General features: G+C 28.8%; 18 protein-coding genes and 1 other RNA gene. 1 reads left to right on the forward strand and 18 read right to left on the reverse strand.

All coding sequences use genetic code 4. From position 1 onward, the window contains the following. Position 1: 1 nt before the first annotated feature. From ACWXVM_RS00870 to ACWXVM_RS00945, 16 genes are all read right to left on the reverse strand, one after another. A complete protein-coding gene (locus tag ACWXVM_RS00870; protein ID WP_438340387.1) occupies positions 2 to 433 on the reverse strand; it encodes a transcription antitermination factor NusB in 432 nt (143 codons plus the stop codon). Continuing rightward, on the reverse strand, positions 433 to 1,239 hold the full coding sequence (locus tag ACWXVM_RS00875; RefSeq protein WP_438340388.1) for a YmdB family metallophosphoesterase: 807 nt from the start codon (positions 1,237 to 1,239) through the stop codon (positions 433 to 435). Before ACWXVM_RS00875 ends, ACWXVM_RS00870 begins: the two co-directional genes overlap by 1 nt. Positions 1,240 to 1,314: 75 nt before the next feature. Further along, complete coding sequence (gene recA / locus ACWXVM_RS00880; protein ID WP_438340389.1) at positions 1,315 to 2,313, reverse strand: recombinase RecA; 999 nt, start codon at positions 2,311 to 2,313, stop codon at positions 1,315 to 1,317. 96 nt (positions 2,314 to 2,409) lie between these two features. Beyond that, the gene (locus ACWXVM_RS00885; protein WP_455993828.1) at positions 2,410 to 4,587 is read right to left on the reverse strand and encodes a phenylalanine--tRNA ligase subunit beta; all 2,178 of its coding nucleotides are present in this window, start codon (positions 4,585 to 4,587) and stop codon (positions 2,410 to 2,412) included. Positions 4,588 to 4,607: 20 nt separating this feature from the next. Next, the gene (gene pheS, locus ACWXVM_RS00890) at positions 4,608 to 5,546 is read right to left on the reverse strand and encodes a phenylalanine--tRNA ligase subunit alpha (RefSeq protein WP_455993830.1); all 939 of its coding nucleotides are present in this window, start codon (positions 5,544 to 5,546) and stop codon (positions 4,608 to 4,610) included. Beyond that, positions 5,539 to 6,753 (reverse strand): AAA family ATPase, encoded by a 1,215-nt coding sequence (locus ACWXVM_RS00895; protein ID WP_438340392.1) that lies wholly within the window; start codon positions 6,751 to 6,753, stop codon positions 5,539 to 5,541. Before ACWXVM_RS00895 ends, pheS begins: the two co-directional genes overlap by 8 nt. Positions 6,754 to 6,881: 128 nt before the next feature. Beyond that, positions 6,882 to 7,196, reverse strand: coding sequence for a 30S ribosomal protein S18 (gene rpsR / locus ACWXVM_RS00900; protein WP_438340393.1), 315 nt, complete (start codon positions 7,194 to 7,196; stop codon positions 6,882 to 6,884). Between the two features lie 15 nt (positions 7,197 to 7,211). Beyond that, the gene (locus ACWXVM_RS00905) at positions 7,212 to 7,676 is read right to left on the reverse strand and encodes a single-stranded DNA-binding protein (RefSeq protein WP_438340394.1); all 465 of its coding nucleotides are present in this window, start codon (positions 7,674 to 7,676) and stop codon (positions 7,212 to 7,214) included. A 29-nt stretch (positions 7,677 to 7,705) separates the two neighbouring features. Then, on the reverse strand, positions 7,706 to 8,134 hold the full coding sequence (gene rpsF / locus ACWXVM_RS00910) for a 30S ribosomal protein S6 (RefSeq protein WP_438340395.1): 429 nt from the start codon (positions 8,132 to 8,134) through the stop codon (positions 7,706 to 7,708). Between the two features lie 166 nt (positions 8,135 to 8,300). Further along, on the reverse strand, positions 8,301 to 8,999 hold the full coding sequence (locus ACWXVM_RS00915; RefSeq protein WP_455993832.1) for a ribonuclease HIII: 699 nt from the start codon (positions 8,997 to 8,999) through the stop codon (positions 8,301 to 8,303). A gap of 1 nt (position 9,000) precedes the next feature. After that, on the reverse strand, positions 9,001 to 9,957 hold the full coding sequence (locus ACWXVM_RS00920) for an HAD-IIB family hydrolase (RefSeq protein WP_438340397.1): 957 nt from the start codon (positions 9,955 to 9,957) through the stop codon (positions 9,001 to 9,003). Positions 9,958 to 10,041: 84 nt separating this feature from the next. After that, positions 10,042 to 10,668, reverse strand: coding sequence for a uracil phosphoribosyltransferase (gene upp, locus ACWXVM_RS00925; protein ID WP_438340398.1), 627 nt, complete (start codon positions 10,666 to 10,668; stop codon positions 10,042 to 10,044). A gap of 32 nt (positions 10,669 to 10,700) precedes the next feature. Further along, positions 10,701 to 11,363, reverse strand: a complete 663-nt coding sequence (gene deoC, locus ACWXVM_RS00930; protein WP_438340399.1) for a deoxyribose-phosphate aldolase — start codon at positions 11,361 to 11,363, stop codon at positions 10,701 to 10,703. A gap of 27 nt (positions 11,364 to 11,390) precedes the next feature. After that, positions 11,391 to 12,686, reverse strand: a complete 1,296-nt coding sequence (locus ACWXVM_RS00935; RefSeq protein ID WP_438340400.1) for a thymidine phosphorylase — start codon at positions 12,684 to 12,686, stop codon at positions 11,391 to 11,393. After that, complete coding sequence (gene deoD, locus ACWXVM_RS00940) at positions 12,686 to 13,402, reverse strand: purine-nucleoside phosphorylase (protein ID WP_438340401.1); 717 nt, start codon at positions 13,400 to 13,402, stop codon at positions 12,686 to 12,688. The genes ACWXVM_RS00935 and deoD overlap by 1 nt, the downstream gene beginning before the upstream one ends. A 105-nt stretch (positions 13,403 to 13,507) precedes the next feature. After that, on the reverse strand, positions 13,508 to 14,242 hold the full coding sequence (locus ACWXVM_RS00945; RefSeq protein WP_455993834.1) for a DNA-processing protein DprA: 735 nt from the start codon (positions 14,240 to 14,242) through the stop codon (positions 13,508 to 13,510). 395 nt (positions 14,243 to 14,637) lie between these two features. On the opposite strand from ACWXVM_RS00945, the gene ACWXVM_RS00950 reads away from it, so the two are divergent. Then, a complete protein-coding gene (locus ACWXVM_RS00950; protein WP_438340403.1) occupies positions 14,638 to 14,949 on the forward strand; it encodes a hypothetical protein in 312 nt (103 codons plus the stop codon). Between the two features lie 249 nt (positions 14,950 to 15,198). Here the strand turns inward: ACWXVM_RS00950 and ACWXVM_RS00955 are convergent, their stop codons facing one another. Continuing rightward, positions 15,199 to 16,587 carry a putative cysteine peptidase gene (locus tag ACWXVM_RS00955; protein ID WP_455993836.1) on the reverse strand — a complete coding sequence of 463 codons (1,389 nt, stop codon included), beginning with the start codon at positions 16,585 to 16,587 and terminating at the stop codon, positions 15,199 to 15,201. A gap of 239 nt (positions 16,588 to 16,826) precedes the next feature. Further along, positions 16,827 to 17,138: RNase P RNA component class B (gene rnpB, locus ACWXVM_RS00960), an RNA gene on the reverse strand. Positions 17,139 to 17,160 lie beyond the last annotated feature (22 nt).

The following is a 17,160-nucleotide window of genomic DNA, read 5'->3' on the forward strand; positions in this document are numbered from 1 at the left end:
ATTATTTATTAATTATTTGTTTAGAAATTTTATCGAGAATTTTATTAACAAATTTATAATCATTGCCAGGTGAAAAAAGCTTAGTAATATTAACCAATTCATATATCACTACGCTACTATCATTGTAAGTTAGTTCATAAACACCAAATATTAATATTGCTCTAATTAATGGGCTAATTCGCTCCCACTCCCATGTTTCTAGTATAAACTTCTCAATAATTTTTTTTAAGGTTTCATATTTTGACTCTATTATTTGCAACGCTTGTATTTCACAAGGATTTATTTCATTTAGAGGATTATTAACAATAACGCTCGTATCTAAATGCACACTAAATAGTTCTGATTGATAAAGATAAAAAATGATGTTTTTTCGATAATTATACTTTTTAACTAGAAAATTGCCTTTCATGCTTATTTGTTTTTTTTCTTTCATTACTTCTCCAAGAAATTTATTAATTTAATCATTTTTTTATCTTTATTTTTAGTTAGCGTAAAAACTACACCATTAAACTGACACTTATTGTTTGATACTTTAAATGGCAATCTTGCATCATATCTCATTTTTTGATAAACTTCTTCAAAATTAGAACCAATAGCGCAATCCCTTGGGCCACACATTCCGGCGTCAGTTAAATAATATGTTCCATGCGGAAGAATTTTAGCATCATTTGTTTGAATATGTGTGTGGGTACCGATAAGTGCGTCAGCTTTTCCATCAACATACAAACCAAAAACTGATTTCTCTGATGTCGTTTCAGCATGAAAATCAACTATATAATAATCAGCTTTATATAAGCTGTATACCTCATCAAACTTATCAAAAAAGTTATTTGCAACCTCTTGTTTCCAAGGTTGCAATAGGGGGTTAAAAGTTATCCCCATAAATGATATAACAGCAATTTTATTCCCTTTAACATCAAATAGTCTAATACCTGACCCTGGATAGCCTTGATCTATGTTAACAGGTCTAATTAAGTCGTTATTATCAATTATATCCATTATTTCATGTTTAGCTCAAACGTGGTTACCCAATGTAAAGGCATTCACCCCCGCATTTTTTAATTGAAAGTAATGTTCAGGAATAAAGCCTTTTCTACCAGAAACATTTTCAGATTGTGCTATTACAAAGTCTATATTCTCGTCTTTAATAATTTTGTCTAAATTCTTTATAACAAAATCAATACCTGGGTTTCCAAATATATCACCAAGAAATAAAATGTTTATATTCTCTTTTTTCATAGTTTTAAATTATATATAATTTAACGTTTTTTAGGTTAAACAAGTCTTTATAAGTAAACACATTTTTAATAAACATTAGACATTGTTTAATTTTTCAATGACCTGATTATAAATTTCACTATAGAGTTCATTATTTGTTTGTAACAATAGCGATAAATTAATTTGACCTTGGGCAATATTTTGGCCATTATAGTTATATCATGAACCTTTACGAGAAATAATCATAAATTCCTCTGCTAATTGAATAATCTCATTAACCCTTGATACACCTTTTGAAAATACAATTTCAATTTGTGCACTTTTGTATGGTGGGGCTAATTTATTCTTAACAACCTTACATTTAATTTGATTCCCCGTTATATCACCGTTGCTAGTTATATTTTGTGACTTTCTTACCTCAAGCCTAATCGAGGAATAGAACTTAAGCGCCTTACCGCCAGTTGTAGTTTCTGGATTGCCAAACAATACTCCAATTTTTTCCCTTATTTGATTAAGAAATATAATCGTTGTTTTATTTTTAGATAATGTACCGGTAATTTTTCTTAATGCTTTCGACATTAATCGAGCTTGAGCACCAATTGTTTGGTCTCGCATTTCGCCATTTAGTTCAACTTCTGGAACTAATGCGGCCACTGAATCAATAACAATCAAATCGACTGCACCGGTTTTGGCTAATCTGTCAGCTATTTCTAATGCCTCTTCACCGGAATTTGGTTGAGCTAGAATTAAATTTTTAATATCGACGCCAAGGTTTTTAGCATATATTGGGTCAATAGAATGTTCAGCATCAATAAAAGCAGCAATACCGCCATTCTTATGAATTTCGGCAATTGCATGTAATGCTAATGTAGTTTTTCCACTGCTTTCAGGACCAAATATCTCAACAATTCTGCCTCTTGGCCATCCACCAATTCCGAGAATATTATCAATGTTTAAAGAACCGGAACTAAAAGTTTCTGGAATTATGTTAGGTTCTTCTCCTAATAACATAATTGATTCCTTACCGAATTCTTTTTCAATTTCCTTCAAAATTTGATCAATATTAACAACCTTTTTTATGTTTGTTTCATTCATATTTTTGCCTCCACTAATATTTTGCAATACTCGCTTTTAAAGTAGGGTATTTTAGGAAAAAATAGCGAAAACAGATGAAAAAAATATAAATTTGAATTATTTAGAAACAGCAAAAACTTGATCAAGTTTTTTAATTGCTCAATCCTCAATTAAAAAGGAAAATGTAACATTTTTAGTATCATTATTTTTATAAAAAGTATCAATAATTTTGTATGAATAAATGCCCTTTATTGACTTAATTTTTTCAATGATTTTTTCAACAGTTTCGTGTTTATTTAGTTCAAAAGTAATATCTCTTGTTTTTATAGGTTCATGTCGATAATTAATAAAAGTATTAGAATCATTTAATAATTTATCAAGCATTATTTCTACAAAAATATAATCTGAGTTAATAATTTGGGGATGAATTTTAGCTATATATCCAATCATTTCTGACCCTAGATAAATAACACATGATGCGTTGGGATGAAAAATTGTGCTATGTGTTTTTTTAAACTCTAATTGTTTATTAGTCAATGACATAACATCTTGTTTAATTTCAGCAAATGATTTAATATTTGAACAAAGACCCAAAATATTCATTTTGCGCCCGATCATTCCGATATCAAAATAAGACCCTTTTTTAAAACCTTGTTTCTCATTATGAATAGCCACCTCATTCAAACTATGAATAAATGATAGACGAACCTGCGAGTGATCATAATTTTTTGCATCCACTGCATTCAAAATTTCTCTGATATTAAAAGGGTCGAAAATATTTTCCTCAGGTTTTATTAGTGTATATGTTCTAACATTTGAATAATTTTTATTTGCTAATGTTCTATAGTATTCATAAACGTTGTTAATATCATAATTTAATCTTGTTATTTTAGGTTGTTTTAGTGGAAAATTATCATAACCATAAAATCTAAAGACCTCCTCAACGAAATCTTGCAAAGTATTTAAATCATAGCGATAAGTTGGAAAAACAACAACTGATTCATCATTTTTAAATTTAAAATCAAGTTTAGATATTTTTTTCATTACCTCATTAAACTTTTTAGTTTTATTAATTGAAAACCCTGCGCATTTATTCAAATATGATTTATCTATTAAGATACTCTTCTTGTGGGTTTTGGGAACATTGATTTGATGCGAGTAATCAGTTAAATATTGAGCTAAAAAATTATAAGCCAAAATCAAAGAGCCATCCGATATCTCACGGCTTGCACGCATTGATGAATTTGTATTTAATTTGATTTGCTTAGCATTTTTTCTAACACTCATAATATTAAACGAAGCAAGTTCAAATATAACTTTTTGAGATTCTTTCTTAAATTGATATTGTTCTAAACCTATAGTAGCAGCAATAGATATAGGCGTTTCATTATTAAATACACAAAGTGCATTTTTTAATTCAACTTCTTTATTACCTAAAATATTTAGCTTACCACTATAATAATCAACATTAAACACATTTGATTGTAGGTCTTCTTTATTATAAATATGACATGGGACGCCGGCAAATAAAAGCACTAAGTTGGTAAGGTCTACAGCATTATTGAATGTTTTAATGTTATGTCTTCATAATAGCATTTGTTCTTGTAATGAACATCTTAAATTACTATTAGACGCTTCAACCAATGAAAAAGAATGAGTATCATTTAACTTTTTGACCTCAAATGAAGAAATCAAGTTAGGGTTTGCCTTTTTTGGTCATTTTATCTCGGTATCAAAAAATGCCGCTAATTCTCTAGCCATAACAAGATAACATTGCGCATCAGCACGGTTAGAAAGAATTGAAACTTCAATCATATAATCATCTAAATCAAAATAGGTTATTGGGTCGATATTTAAATCTATTTTATCTAATTGAAATATTTGATTGCCAAATTCCTCTGGAATTACATTCGAATTAAAACCTAATTCATCCAAACTCACAAACATACCTTCCGAAGTAATGCCTTTCATTTTTCTTGGAGCAAAGATAATTTCTTTACTTCTTGAACCAGGAACAAAGGAAAGAACATACTGACCTTTTTTCATATTGGTTGCAGTTGTTTGAATAATAGCTTTATGTCCGTCACTATATTCAACCTCGCACACTGTTAAACGATCGGCTTGAGGATTCTTGTATGTATTTGTAACATGACATATTTTTATACCTTCAACATCACTGAATTTATAATATTGTTCCACTTCAAAACCAATTGAATTTATTGCTTCAACAACATCCTCGATAGTATGAGTTTGTAAATTAGCTAGTCTACATAATGTTTTAAATGAAAAAATCATATTCTTAACTCCTTAAACCTCTATTTAAATTGATTTAAAAATCTTTTATCATTGGTATATAACTCTCGAATGTCTTCAATACCATATTTAATCATTGTAATTCTCTCAATTCCAATGCCAGCTGCAAACCCGTTCATCATATTAGTATAACCAGCAGATTTTAAAACTTTATCATTTAACATGCCTGCTCCCAAAACCTCAATTCATCTATTTTTGAAAAAAATATCAACCTCAACACTAGGTTCTGTAAATGGAAAATATGATGGACGAAGCCTAATTTTTATGTCTTCCTCAAGTACATAAGAAAGCATTTCTTTCAATGTATACATTAATGACGCAAAGGAAACATTACCCACGCTCACTAAATCAAGTTGTGTAAATTGATGAGTATGTGTTTTATCTTCTTCATCATTTCTATAAACCTTACCAATGGCGAACTGTGAAAATTCCTTATTAGCAAATTTCTCAAGTGCACGAGCGCTTATTCCTGTATTATGTGTTCTTAAAAGCTCATTATTATTTAAATATAAGGAATCCTGCATTTCTCGCGCTGGGTGTGATGCAGGAATGTTTAAATTCTCGAAATTATATCTATCATTTTCAATTTCAGAATAACTTAGCTCAATATAACCATTAAATAAAAGCCACTCTCTAAATTTTTGAGAAACAAGATTAACGGGATGAATTGAACCTTCATTTTCAACAGGAGTGGCATAATCCACAAAATCTTTTTCTAGTTGTTTTTGGATTTCTAAATTATTAAGTTTATCCTTTGCTATATCAAAAAAGTCTTCTGCTCGTTTTTTTAATTCTTGAATTTTTTTACCTATTTCTGGTTTTAATTCCTTAGAGGCTGTTTTTAATTGCTCCATTAATTGTTTTAATTCAGGAGAATTATTAAATTGATTTTTAATATTTTTTAAGTCTTCTAAATTATTGATTTTATCCAAATTAAACATTATTGTTCTCCTTTTTTTTAACTATTTCTCAGTATTGTTTAACTTTCTTTTCTCAACCTTGGCCTTGATATTCATATGTCTTTAAATTTATCAATTCATTAGGCAGATATTGTTGCTGGACTCAATGATAAGGATAATCATGAGGATACTTATATTTCTCTTTTTTAAAACTTGCAGACAAATTAAATTCCTTAAGATAGTAAGGAGGCTGATAAATTAAATTACGTTCCAATATTTTTTTAGTTTGTTGTATAGCAAGATATCCTGAGTTTGATTTGGGACTCAAAGAAATATTAAGAATCGCAAAACCAATCGGCAAATAACCTTCTGGTAATCCTAATCGCTCGAAACTTTCAATTGCTGCTAGCGTTTGTGGGCCGACCATTGGATTTGCTAACCCAACATCTTCATAAGCAGCGCATAACATTCGACGAAATAAATCGCTAGTGTCTCCAGTTTTTAAAATTAATAGTCCTCAATACAAAGCAGCATCAGGATCGGAACCTCGTAATGACTTATGAAAAGCACTTAGCAAATCATAATGATTATCGGCATTATTATCACTTGCAAAATTTATTGAGGGGACCAACTCTTTAATTTTTCCCAATGTAATATTATCACTTGTGCTAAGTTTACTTATAAGATCAACAATATTTATGGCTCCTCGAAAATCGCCGTTAGCCTGTGTGGCAATAAAATCTTGTATTTCAACATTTTTTAATCAGTCGAATTGCATTTGTATAGATATCTGTTGTAGTCTTTTTTTAATATCTTGTTGCGTTGGAAAATCCATTTCAATAATATGAGTTCTTGAACGCAATGCTGGTTGTATTTTAAAATAAGGATTTTCAGTAGTTGTGGCATAAATGGTAATAAAACCGTCTTCTAAGTAAGGCAACAAAATGTCTTGTTTATCTTTATTTAATCTATGCAGCTCATCAATTATTAAAATGTCATTATTTTTGATTTTTGTAAGTAAATCATCCTTCTTATCAATAGCAGCATTAAAAAAATCATAATTAACATTCATTTGATTAGCAAGAATTGAAGCTATTGTAGTTTTACCACAACCTGGTTTACCATAAAAAATAAATGAAGAAAGGTCTTTATTTTTGATTATAGAATTGAAAAGGTTTCTTTTAATTTTTGAACAAACAAAATCATCTAAATTATTAGGGCGCAACTGATTAGATAGGTTTAATTTCATATTACTAATTATAATTGAAATTAAAAAACTATAAGAATATTCTATGATGGTGTTTTAAAAGCAACTCTCATTCAATTTTACCAATAAAAAAGCGCACACTTTCGTGTGCACTTATTTATAAAATAAATTTATTTTGTTTCCTGTGTTGTAGTATCAACCACTGGTTTTGGGGTTGCTTCCTTCTTAACAAATTCTTTTTTAACTGGACCAATATAAGGCAAAATAGCAACTAATCTTGCTCTTTTGATTGCCAATGCTACCGCTCTTTGGTGTTTAGCACATGTTCCAGTTATTCTTGAAGATATAATTCTTCCTTGTAGATTTACTAATTTTGATAATAGTTCTTCATTTTTATAATCAACATAAGCAACAGGTAATTTATTTGAACAAAATTGACATGGACGTTTACGAACGAATAATTTCTTACGAACAATTCTCGCCATTTTTTTCTCCTTTATTTAAAAGTCTCAACTCAAACCATCTATGGCATCATCAACATCACTTGTATGTTCCGTAGATGCTTGTTCACTAGTTGGAACCTTGTTATTTTCTTCATTGGAAATGCTAAACTCTTTAAAATTATTTTTTCTTCTAGCCTCAGTAACTTCTCGCGATTCAAGAGATTGTATTTTATCAGCACTAACAACATAATTATTAATTAATTGCCCATTTTGATCAGTTGTTCTTGTTGATTGGAAAGTTCCCTCAACTAGCATCAACGACCCTTTATCTAAAAATTTGTTAATAAATGATGCATTGCTTCTTCACGCTACGCATGGAATAAAATCCGCAACAGGTTCAGAGTTAGGCGTCGAATATGTTCTAGTTACAACGATTGTAAACCTTGAATATTCAACGCTTGAAGCAGTAATCCCCTTATATGGCTTTGAAGCTAGTCTTCCGACTAAAATAACTTTGTTCATAACTTTTGCCTCCAATAAAATAAAATTAACTATTTAGCCACTGGTTGTTGTTTTTTAATGTATGGTCTTCTTTGTTCATTTCTTCTATCATTTGATGTTGCTTCTTTGTTTTCATTTTTATCAAATGATCTTCTATTTTCAAAATTTCTTTTTGTAAATCTTCTTTGTTTTCTTGGCTTCAATCCTTTTTCTGAATTTAAATTAATAATTAATGATCTAATAATTGACTTATCAATATTAAATTTTCTTGTTAATTCTTTTATTAATTCAGGTTGTGCACTTGTTAAAATCAAGAAATATGTTGCACGTGTTAATTTGTTAATTGGATACGCTAATTCAGTTCTCTCTAATCTTTCGAATTTTGTGTTTTTTTCATCTAATACTGAGAATACTAAATCTTTAACACTTTCTTCTGTTGATGTAGGGTTAACTAGAATCATAATTTCATATTTTGACATTATAGTTCTCCTTTTGGACTTTTGGGCCTTTATATTTGGCCAAGGAGTCTCACCCTTTTGTTAATAATTTTTTAAAAATTAAAATATTTTAACCTAATTATTTTACTAGAAAATATAGGGATTTTTTTAATATATAAATTTTATGGTTAAGTTACACAAAACACAGCTATTTTTCTAATTCTTCAAGAATTTTCTTTGTTGTTTTAAATTGAAACTTTGCGACGTTATATAACTCAGAAATCCCAAATTTCTTCACAAAACTAACTCCTTGTTTAATAACCAAATCGCTTGCTCCAAGTATAAAATCAAAGCCATCATAATTAGCTTTTTGAGCTTCCATCTTTTTAAGAAGAATATATCTTGCTAAAATGGAAGCGCAAGCCACGGATAAAAATTTATCCTCAGCTTTTGTTTCTTGTACCAAACTAATTCTCTCAAAAATATTCTTCTTGATAAGATTCTTATTATAAAGGTTTGCTATATGCTCATTGAACTTATTCAATGTTGTATATTGGTCAATAACAACTTTTTTATTATTTTTTACAATATTCTGCAATCTATCAATTGAATTCATATGAATAAGAGTTTTAACTGCATTATTATTAATTCCAAACTTAATCAAGTTATTATAACCCTTCTGGCTCATTGTTGTATCCTTAAACAAAACAACATTATTTTTAATAATGTATTCAGCAATCCCTATTATCTTAGAATCACTAAGTTTTTTACTATCCTTAACGCCAAGATTTTTAATTAATTGAATATTTTCTTCCGGAATAAAACAAGCAACTGAAACAATAGGAGCAAAATAATCGCCTACTCCCGTTTCATCAACGCCAATATAATCAGAATCTTTTGTCATCATATTATTTTTCGTCTTTATTATAAAAATTATCGGCTTTTACAGTTTTTAAATTCTTCTTTGATTCGTTTTTTAGGTTCTTAGCCATTTCAATATATTTATCTGGATTATCTAAGAATTCATCAATAAAGTATCCAACAGCTCCTTCTTTATTTGTTTGAGGCATCACAACTGTCGAAACCTTCTTAATTGCTTGCTCAGCGTTCGCAGGGCAAACTCCCACATTACCGATTTCATACATGCTCAGATCGTTATATGAATCTCCCATTACAATGGTATCGTCAATATCAATGTTGTAATATCTCATCATTAAAGAAATAACCTTACCTTTATCAACTCCAATAGATGTAATATCAAAAACAGGGCTTAATCCTTCACCTTTTGATCAAGATGAAAATTCACCAAGATCTCCATATCTTCTTTTTAAATATGTTAATAAATCAAGAACATCAGTTGTAGGTTGACAATCAAAAACTATTCCTGTTGGTTTTAAGGGTAATTTTTCCAAATTTATTGATTCGCGGAATTTTGTAGCTTGATTAAAACCAAAGACCTTCTCTAGGTTCGGATCTCTATGCATTAATTGAACTCAGTCCGGCCCTTCAATAGCATAATTTGAAATTTCTTTTTTAACTTTTTGATCACCTAAAATGTATAAAACCTCATTCAAATCAAGATATGTTATTGTTGGTATAAAGAATGGATCTGCAGGATTATGTATATGAGCTCCATTATAATTACCCACAATAGCGTTTAATCCAAGTTTTTGGTAAACTGGCATTGTGCTTCTTCATGGTCTACCAGTTATGATAGATACAATATGTCCTTCCTTAATAGCTCTCTTGATTGCTTCTTCTGTTTTAGGGTGAATAGTTCCAGCACCAGAATCTGCTAACAATGTACCATCAAGATCAAGAGCAAATAAAAATCTTCTATTATTTGATTCTTTATTAAAAGCCATTTTTTTCCTTTCTTCAAAATTTAAATATTTATTTTCTTTAAAAATAAGGTAGAAAATAGAAAATGAGACACATAGTCTCTCTTTCTATTTCTTTGTTCCAAAAATACGGTCACCAGCATCTCCTAAACCAGGAAGAATATAGTTATTTTCATTTAATTCTTCATCTTTTGAAGCTAAATAAATATCTACATCAGGATGCTCAATATTAACCTTGTTAATCCCTTGTTCAACACCAACCAAACATATAAGTTTAATGTTTATAAAACCTTGTTTTTTTAATCTACTAATAGCATCGCAAGCCGATGAACCTGTTGCCAACATTGGGTCAACAATAATTACATAGCTATCTTTCTCAACATTAGGAATTTTAAAAAAATACTCAACTACTTGTGTGGTTTCCTCGATACGATACATTCCAATATGACCAACTCGAGCTTGTGGTACTAAATCCAATATACCATTAACCATACCAAGACCAGCACGCAATATAGGAATAATGACAATCTCCTTATCCAATTGCTCGCCATGAAAAATTGAACCTGTTGGTGTTTTGACCTCTAACGGCTTAGTTTGATAATCTCTTAACATTTCATAAACCATTAAAGATGCTATTTCATTAAGATTTTGCCTAAACTCATTATGAGTGGTGTTTTCGTCTCTCATCTTTGTCAACTTAGCATTGATAAGAGGGTGTTGAAAAATTTTTACCATATTTTGTCCTTACTTATTTGTTAAATTTTTAACTAGTAATTTGAACTATTATCTACTTTACCTTCGATAATTGTAACTGATTTTGAGGTACCTAGTCTATTAGCGCCTAATTCAACCATTTTTAATGCATCATCCTGTGATTTGATTCCACCAGATGCTTTAATTAATAAATTATCCTTAGCGACTTCCTTCATAATTTTAATATCTTCAAAACTTGCTCCTCTATATGAAAAACCAGTTGACGTTTTAATAAAATCAGCACCTGATTGTAATACTATTTCAGTTGCTTTAGCAATTTCTTCATTTGTTAGTAGTGCTGTTTCAATAATTACTTTTAAAACTTTATTACCACAAACTTCTTTAATTGCTTTAATTTCATTAAGAACATATTCATATTGTTTGTCTTTAAAACGCCCAACATTCATAACCATATCAATTTCATCTGCCCCATGTTCAAGAGCGATTTTTGTTTCAAAAACTTTAACACTTGCAACGTTATATCCTAATGGGAAACCAATAACTGTGCAAATTAAGACATCAGTATTTTTTAATTGTTCTTTTGCGTATTTAACATAAGAAGGCGCTATACAAACAGATTTAAAGTCATATTTTTTAGCCTCTTCTATTAATTTATCTATATCTTTTGTTGTTCCTGCTTGACCAAGGAAAGTATGATCAATTAACTTATTTAGCATTTTTTTCTCCTATTTTTTGTTTTTTAATTACATTAATTTAGTTAGAACTTCTTTGGTTTCAAAAGGTTTTGAACCAAACTCAATTTTATCTATTAAATCATTAGATAGCTTTTCATCGATTGGTTTAGATGAATATAAAGTAAATAAAACATCACCTTTTTTAACAAAATCGTTTGTTGTTTTATTTAAATAAACACCAGCATCAAAATCAATATTATCCTCTTTTTTGCTTCTTCCAGCGCCAAGTTTCATGGCCACTAATCCAAATTCAATAGCTGAATTAATTTTTAGATATCCTTCATTTTGTGAAATGATTTCAAACTTATATGTTGGATTAAATCAATTAGATTCATAAACTTCATCAACATTTCCGTTTTGCGCTTTAATTCATTCATTGAATTTTTGCAATGCTTTACCATTAGCGATAACTTCTTTAATCATTGCTCTGGCATGTTGCTCATCTTTAGCATTATTTGAAATAGTAAGCAATGTAGCACCCGATGAATATATAATTTCGGTAAAATCTTTAGGACCCATACCTTTTAAAGTATCCACTGCTTCGAGAATTTCAATTTTATTACCAATAGCACGGCCAAGAGGTTTCTCCATATTTGTAATTTCAACTGCAATCTTCTTGTTTAATTTTTTACCTATTTCAATCATTAATTTACCAAGTTTTTCAGCTTGATCAATATTTTTCATAAATGCCCCATTACCACATTTAACATCTAAAAGTATACAATTTGAACCTGTTGCTAGCTTTTTAGACATAATTGATGAAGCAATTAAGGGTATGGATTCCACAGTGCCTGTAACATCACGTAGTGCATAAATCTTTTTATCTGCTGGAACTAGTCTCTCGTTTTGTCCCACTACTGCAATGTGATGTTTTTCAACAACAGTCTTAAATTGATTGTCCGTTAGAGATATCGTATATCCGGAAATTGATTCAAGTTTATCCAATGTTCCGCCAGTGTGTCCTAGGCCACGGCCAGACATTTTAGCAACTGTAAGGCCAAGAGCCGCTAGTATTGGACATAAAACAATACTTACCTTATCTCCAACTCCGCCCGTTGAGTGCTTGTCAACAATAGTTGTATTTAAATATGACCAATCAATTGTGTCACCCGAATTTATCATTGCATTAGTTAGATACGATGTTTCTGTTTCATTTAATGAATTTAAACGAATTGCCATAAGAAGGGCTGAAGCTTGGTAGTCAGGAATATTTCCATTAACATAGTTTTCAACAAAGAATTCTAATTCTTCCTTTGTTAATTCTTCTCTATTAGCCTTCTTATTTATGATATCAATTATTCTCATTATTGAAAATCCTTAGCAAGTGCAAGAGCAATTTTCATCATTCCATTAAATGAATTTTGTCTTTCTTCACTAGTTGTAAATTCATTTGTAACTAGATTATCAGAAATTGTTAATAATGTTGCAGCTTTTTTGTTTAATCTTTCAGCAACAGTAAATAAACCATATGCTTCCATTTCTGCACAAACCGCACCACCAGATGTTTCAATTCTTTCGCTAATAGTTTTTTCTGTATAAAATGCATCTTCACTTAAAATTCTTTCAAAATGAACATCCATTCCCAACTTTTTAGCATAATCTAAGATCAATTCATTCAAGTCATGGCTTGGTATTGCGATATTATTTTTATCTCCTTTAATAATTGAACTTCTAAAAGCTGTACTTTCGCTATATGCAGATGATGCAAGAACGATTTCATAATTTTTTAATTCTGCTTTAAACGATCCTGCTGAACCAATTCTAACGATTGCTTCAACACCATATTCTTTAAATAGTTCATATGCATAAATTCCAATTGATGGAACACCCATCCCGGAAGCGCACACAGAAACTTTGTTTCCTTGATAAAAACCAGTATACATTAAGACATTTCTTACATTAGAAACTAATTCAACATTTTCTAAGTAATTATCAGCTATATACTTAGCTCTCAAGGGATCACCAGGCATTAAAACTAACTTTGCAAACGCATTTTCTTTAGCATTTATATGAGGTGTCATAAAATCTCCTTTTTTCTTATTTTTTTCTTATATATTAAAAATTTTATTACAAAATTAGTTTTTAATTATCTTTATGATATATAAAAGTCCTAACAAATTTGATTATTATCATTTATAAGTGTAGCCCCCCTCATTAATTAAATCAATATTTTGATCTTCACTTAAATGATCTCTAAAGAGTAAGCATTGCACATCTTTACCTTGGTCAAGAAACTCATTAATTGTTCCGTTATATTTTTTTTCCAATGAAGAAAGCAAAATTATCTTTTGACATAAACAAGCGTTAATTCTTTGTCTACTATAAAATGCATTTTTAGTTATGTGATATTCACTAGGATATTCGGATATAATTAAACAGTTATCATTTAAAAATTCTTTTAAATTTAAATTGTTTTTAGCATATTCAATTCCACATGGAAGCAATATAATAACCTTAAAATTACGCTTCAAAAATGTTTTTAGGATTTTTTGCTCTAATCCAGTCCAATATAAATTAATAAACACGCTATCATTGTCATTTTTGTATTTTTCTATATATTCAATTATATTTTTAGTTTCATATGATCCTGTTAAGTAGATGCATTGTTGCCTATTGCTTTGTTTTAAGATATTAAGATTTCCTTCATAAAACAATACAAATGGTGGCTTAGTTATATTTAAAAGTTGTTTAGGGTATTCATCATCTAAAATAGTTATAAATTTTTTATTTTTCTCATGAATTTTAAATTTAAATGTATCAAATTCTTCTTCTTTAATTTCTTCCTTATTTTTTATTGCCTTATAAACATCGTTTCAATCACCTTTGTATTTAAATATAAAATATAATAGTATTTCGTTCATTCGTCCTCCACATATAAACATAATATGCTAAGAAGATGATTTCTTCAACCAAATTGGGAAAAAACAGTGAAAATAAAAAGACACAAAAATGCCTTTTTATAAAAAGATGAAATTCCATATGCTATATAAAATACATCTCCAATTTTTATCTAAAATTTCGCTAATAACACAACAAAAAGTATACTTAAATGACGTTATAATATTTATCTTTGCCTATTCTAGTGTATTTCAAATCATTTTTGTAGTTTCTATTCTAATGTTGTTTTAATAAATAATTTTTATGAATTACGCTTGCAAAATAGTAAATTTTAAAGAACGATAAAATTACAAATAATGATGATGATAGAAATAGAAATGCTTCTAATACTTCTAGATTTTCATAATAAATTATCGAAATGGCTTTGTGCTTTGGATTTAAGAATTCAGTCGGTTTATTGCTTTTTAGTTTTCATAAAAGAACATCAATTGCATTGAGTAAGGTTGCATCTAGTATAACTGATATCGATAATAAAATTATGTTAATTGCAAATAATATATTAATTATTATAGTGTTCGTTTTAGATATAGTTTTTATTTTTGATTTAAAACATATATATAAGATAACGGAAAATGTGATTAATATTATCCCTAAAACTAAAATTGTGGCTCTAAATCCACTATATCAAAATATTGCTACTGCTTCCTCATGTTTAATGACTTGAGGATAAGATTGCCGGGCTTCATAATCCAAAAAATACTGCGTATATAGAAGTGTTATAATAAAAAATAAAACTACAAATATTGTATAAATGGTTAGTATTGCTATTCATTTTGATTTAGAATTGTTTTTATTTTCCATTATTTATATTCTGTATATCTTCTTTCTAATGATGAAGCAAAACCAAATATTACAAATATAATGTAAGCAATAACCAAAATAGTTACAATAGCAATAATTATTTTCTTCTTTTTACTCATTATTTAATATACCCCTTTTCTTTTAGTAAAAAATTCATTTCATTCCCATCATATTTAACTCCATTATAATTAAACATTTTTTCTAATTTATCTCTTTTCTTATTATTTATTACAAAATTATAATCTCCAGCAACATGATTTTTTGATATTATCATTTGCGAATAATTTTTGTCTCATCCATAGTTACACAAAAATCTTCCATCCTCATATGCACCATACGCAACAATTACATGCCCACTTTTTCATAATTTCTTATCGCCGTCATCTTGAGATACCCCTGTATAAAATCCCGCCAAGGCAGTTGGCCTCTTATAATCTACAATTGTTGACCAGGGTTGGCCAAAGATATAGTCACCTCAATATGAATAATTAATTTTAGAGTTATATCATTTGTTATTTAATATTGATTCTGCAATATATTTTGCCTGTCATCAATAATTAACACCGCCACCAAACCATGTTTTTTGATATAAATATTTCAAAAAATTACTATCTAATTGAGGAATTAGAGCATAATTTAAATTAGTCTTTAAATCATTGTATGAATTAAATGAACCATTCGGAATCCTTAAAAAAGTTTTTCTTTCTCAACTGTTATAATATCCTGAAGATTCAAATAATTCATTATATAAAATTAACATATTAATAGCTACATAACCGCAAATTCCACCATTAGATTTTTTTAAATATTGTTCACTTTTGGTGTAATATGAAGGAAACTTCTTATAATATTGAAATTCATCATTATCGTTTGGAATAAATGAATTTTCTTCACTATTTAAGCCATAATTATTATAATCAGCTACCTTAAATCACCACGAATTAGCAACCTCATGGTCAGCATAAATAAGTCCGTTTTTTTCCTTATTAATTTTATATTTTTTAAATTCTTTTTCCGTTTTAGCATTTTTTACTTCAATATAATTGCTTTTTTTAAAGTGGATATATTCCGAAGAAATAAGATTGTTAGGATCTCTTTCTCTTTCATGAGGTAATATTTTTTCCTTAGGTTCTATAATAATAGTTTCATTAAAACCACCGTTTCCAAGATATTCTAATTGTCTGGCTTCTCTTAGATAAAAATTATCGAATTTCAAATCTGGATTTACTTCATAAATTTTCTTGGTTTTATTGCTAATAACAGAATAACCTTTATCATTAAATCAATACATTTTACCAGTTAAAAAATTGGGGATACGGTTACTCACGACATCAAACTCTCTAACTATTTTAGTATTTTGTCTACCCGTAAGCTTTATGTAATCGTGCAAAACATAAAAACGTTGTTTCTCTTCATCACTCTGAAATTGATCATTAGAAATTTTAGCCGATATGACAAATAGAGGCATTATAGTTAGTATAGGTAATAATAATTTCATTCTTTTCATAATTGTTCCTTTTTAACATCCATATATATTTAATTTTATTCCAAAATATAATGTAGATACCCAATTCACCAAATAATGAAAATTAGTGACTTATTTTTTGTTAAAAAAAGATAAAAGGCTCTAGTTTTCGCTTTTTCTCTATAAATTTATTTTTTATATAGTTCTTAAAATTAGACTAAATTTATTAACGCCTAAATGCTGCGCATAAAAAAAATAAAAAGGCACAAAATGCCTTTTTGCACGATAAACCGCTTTTTGTTCTGTAAATTAACAGCGCCAACTATTTATCTAAACATATTAAAATAATATGCTTCCCGATCTTTATTCATTTATATTAATCAGGTTCCCCTACCAAAATTTGGGTTTCTAACTCATGGAGTTTACATCGTTGCACCTTAACTAAATAAGCTCGTCTCTGTTGCACTAGTCGTCAATTATTTAAATAACTGCCTAGGCTTATTTGGCCTAGCATGATCACTACTTGCATCGCAGCAAGTGCTAGAGCGGATTTTCCTCTACATAAAATAATTATGCAGCAGTTGGCTGTGCATAATTATTTTACTCTATTTTTAT

The sequence above is a fragment of the Mycoplasma sp. 2261 genome (genome assembly GCF_053851575.1).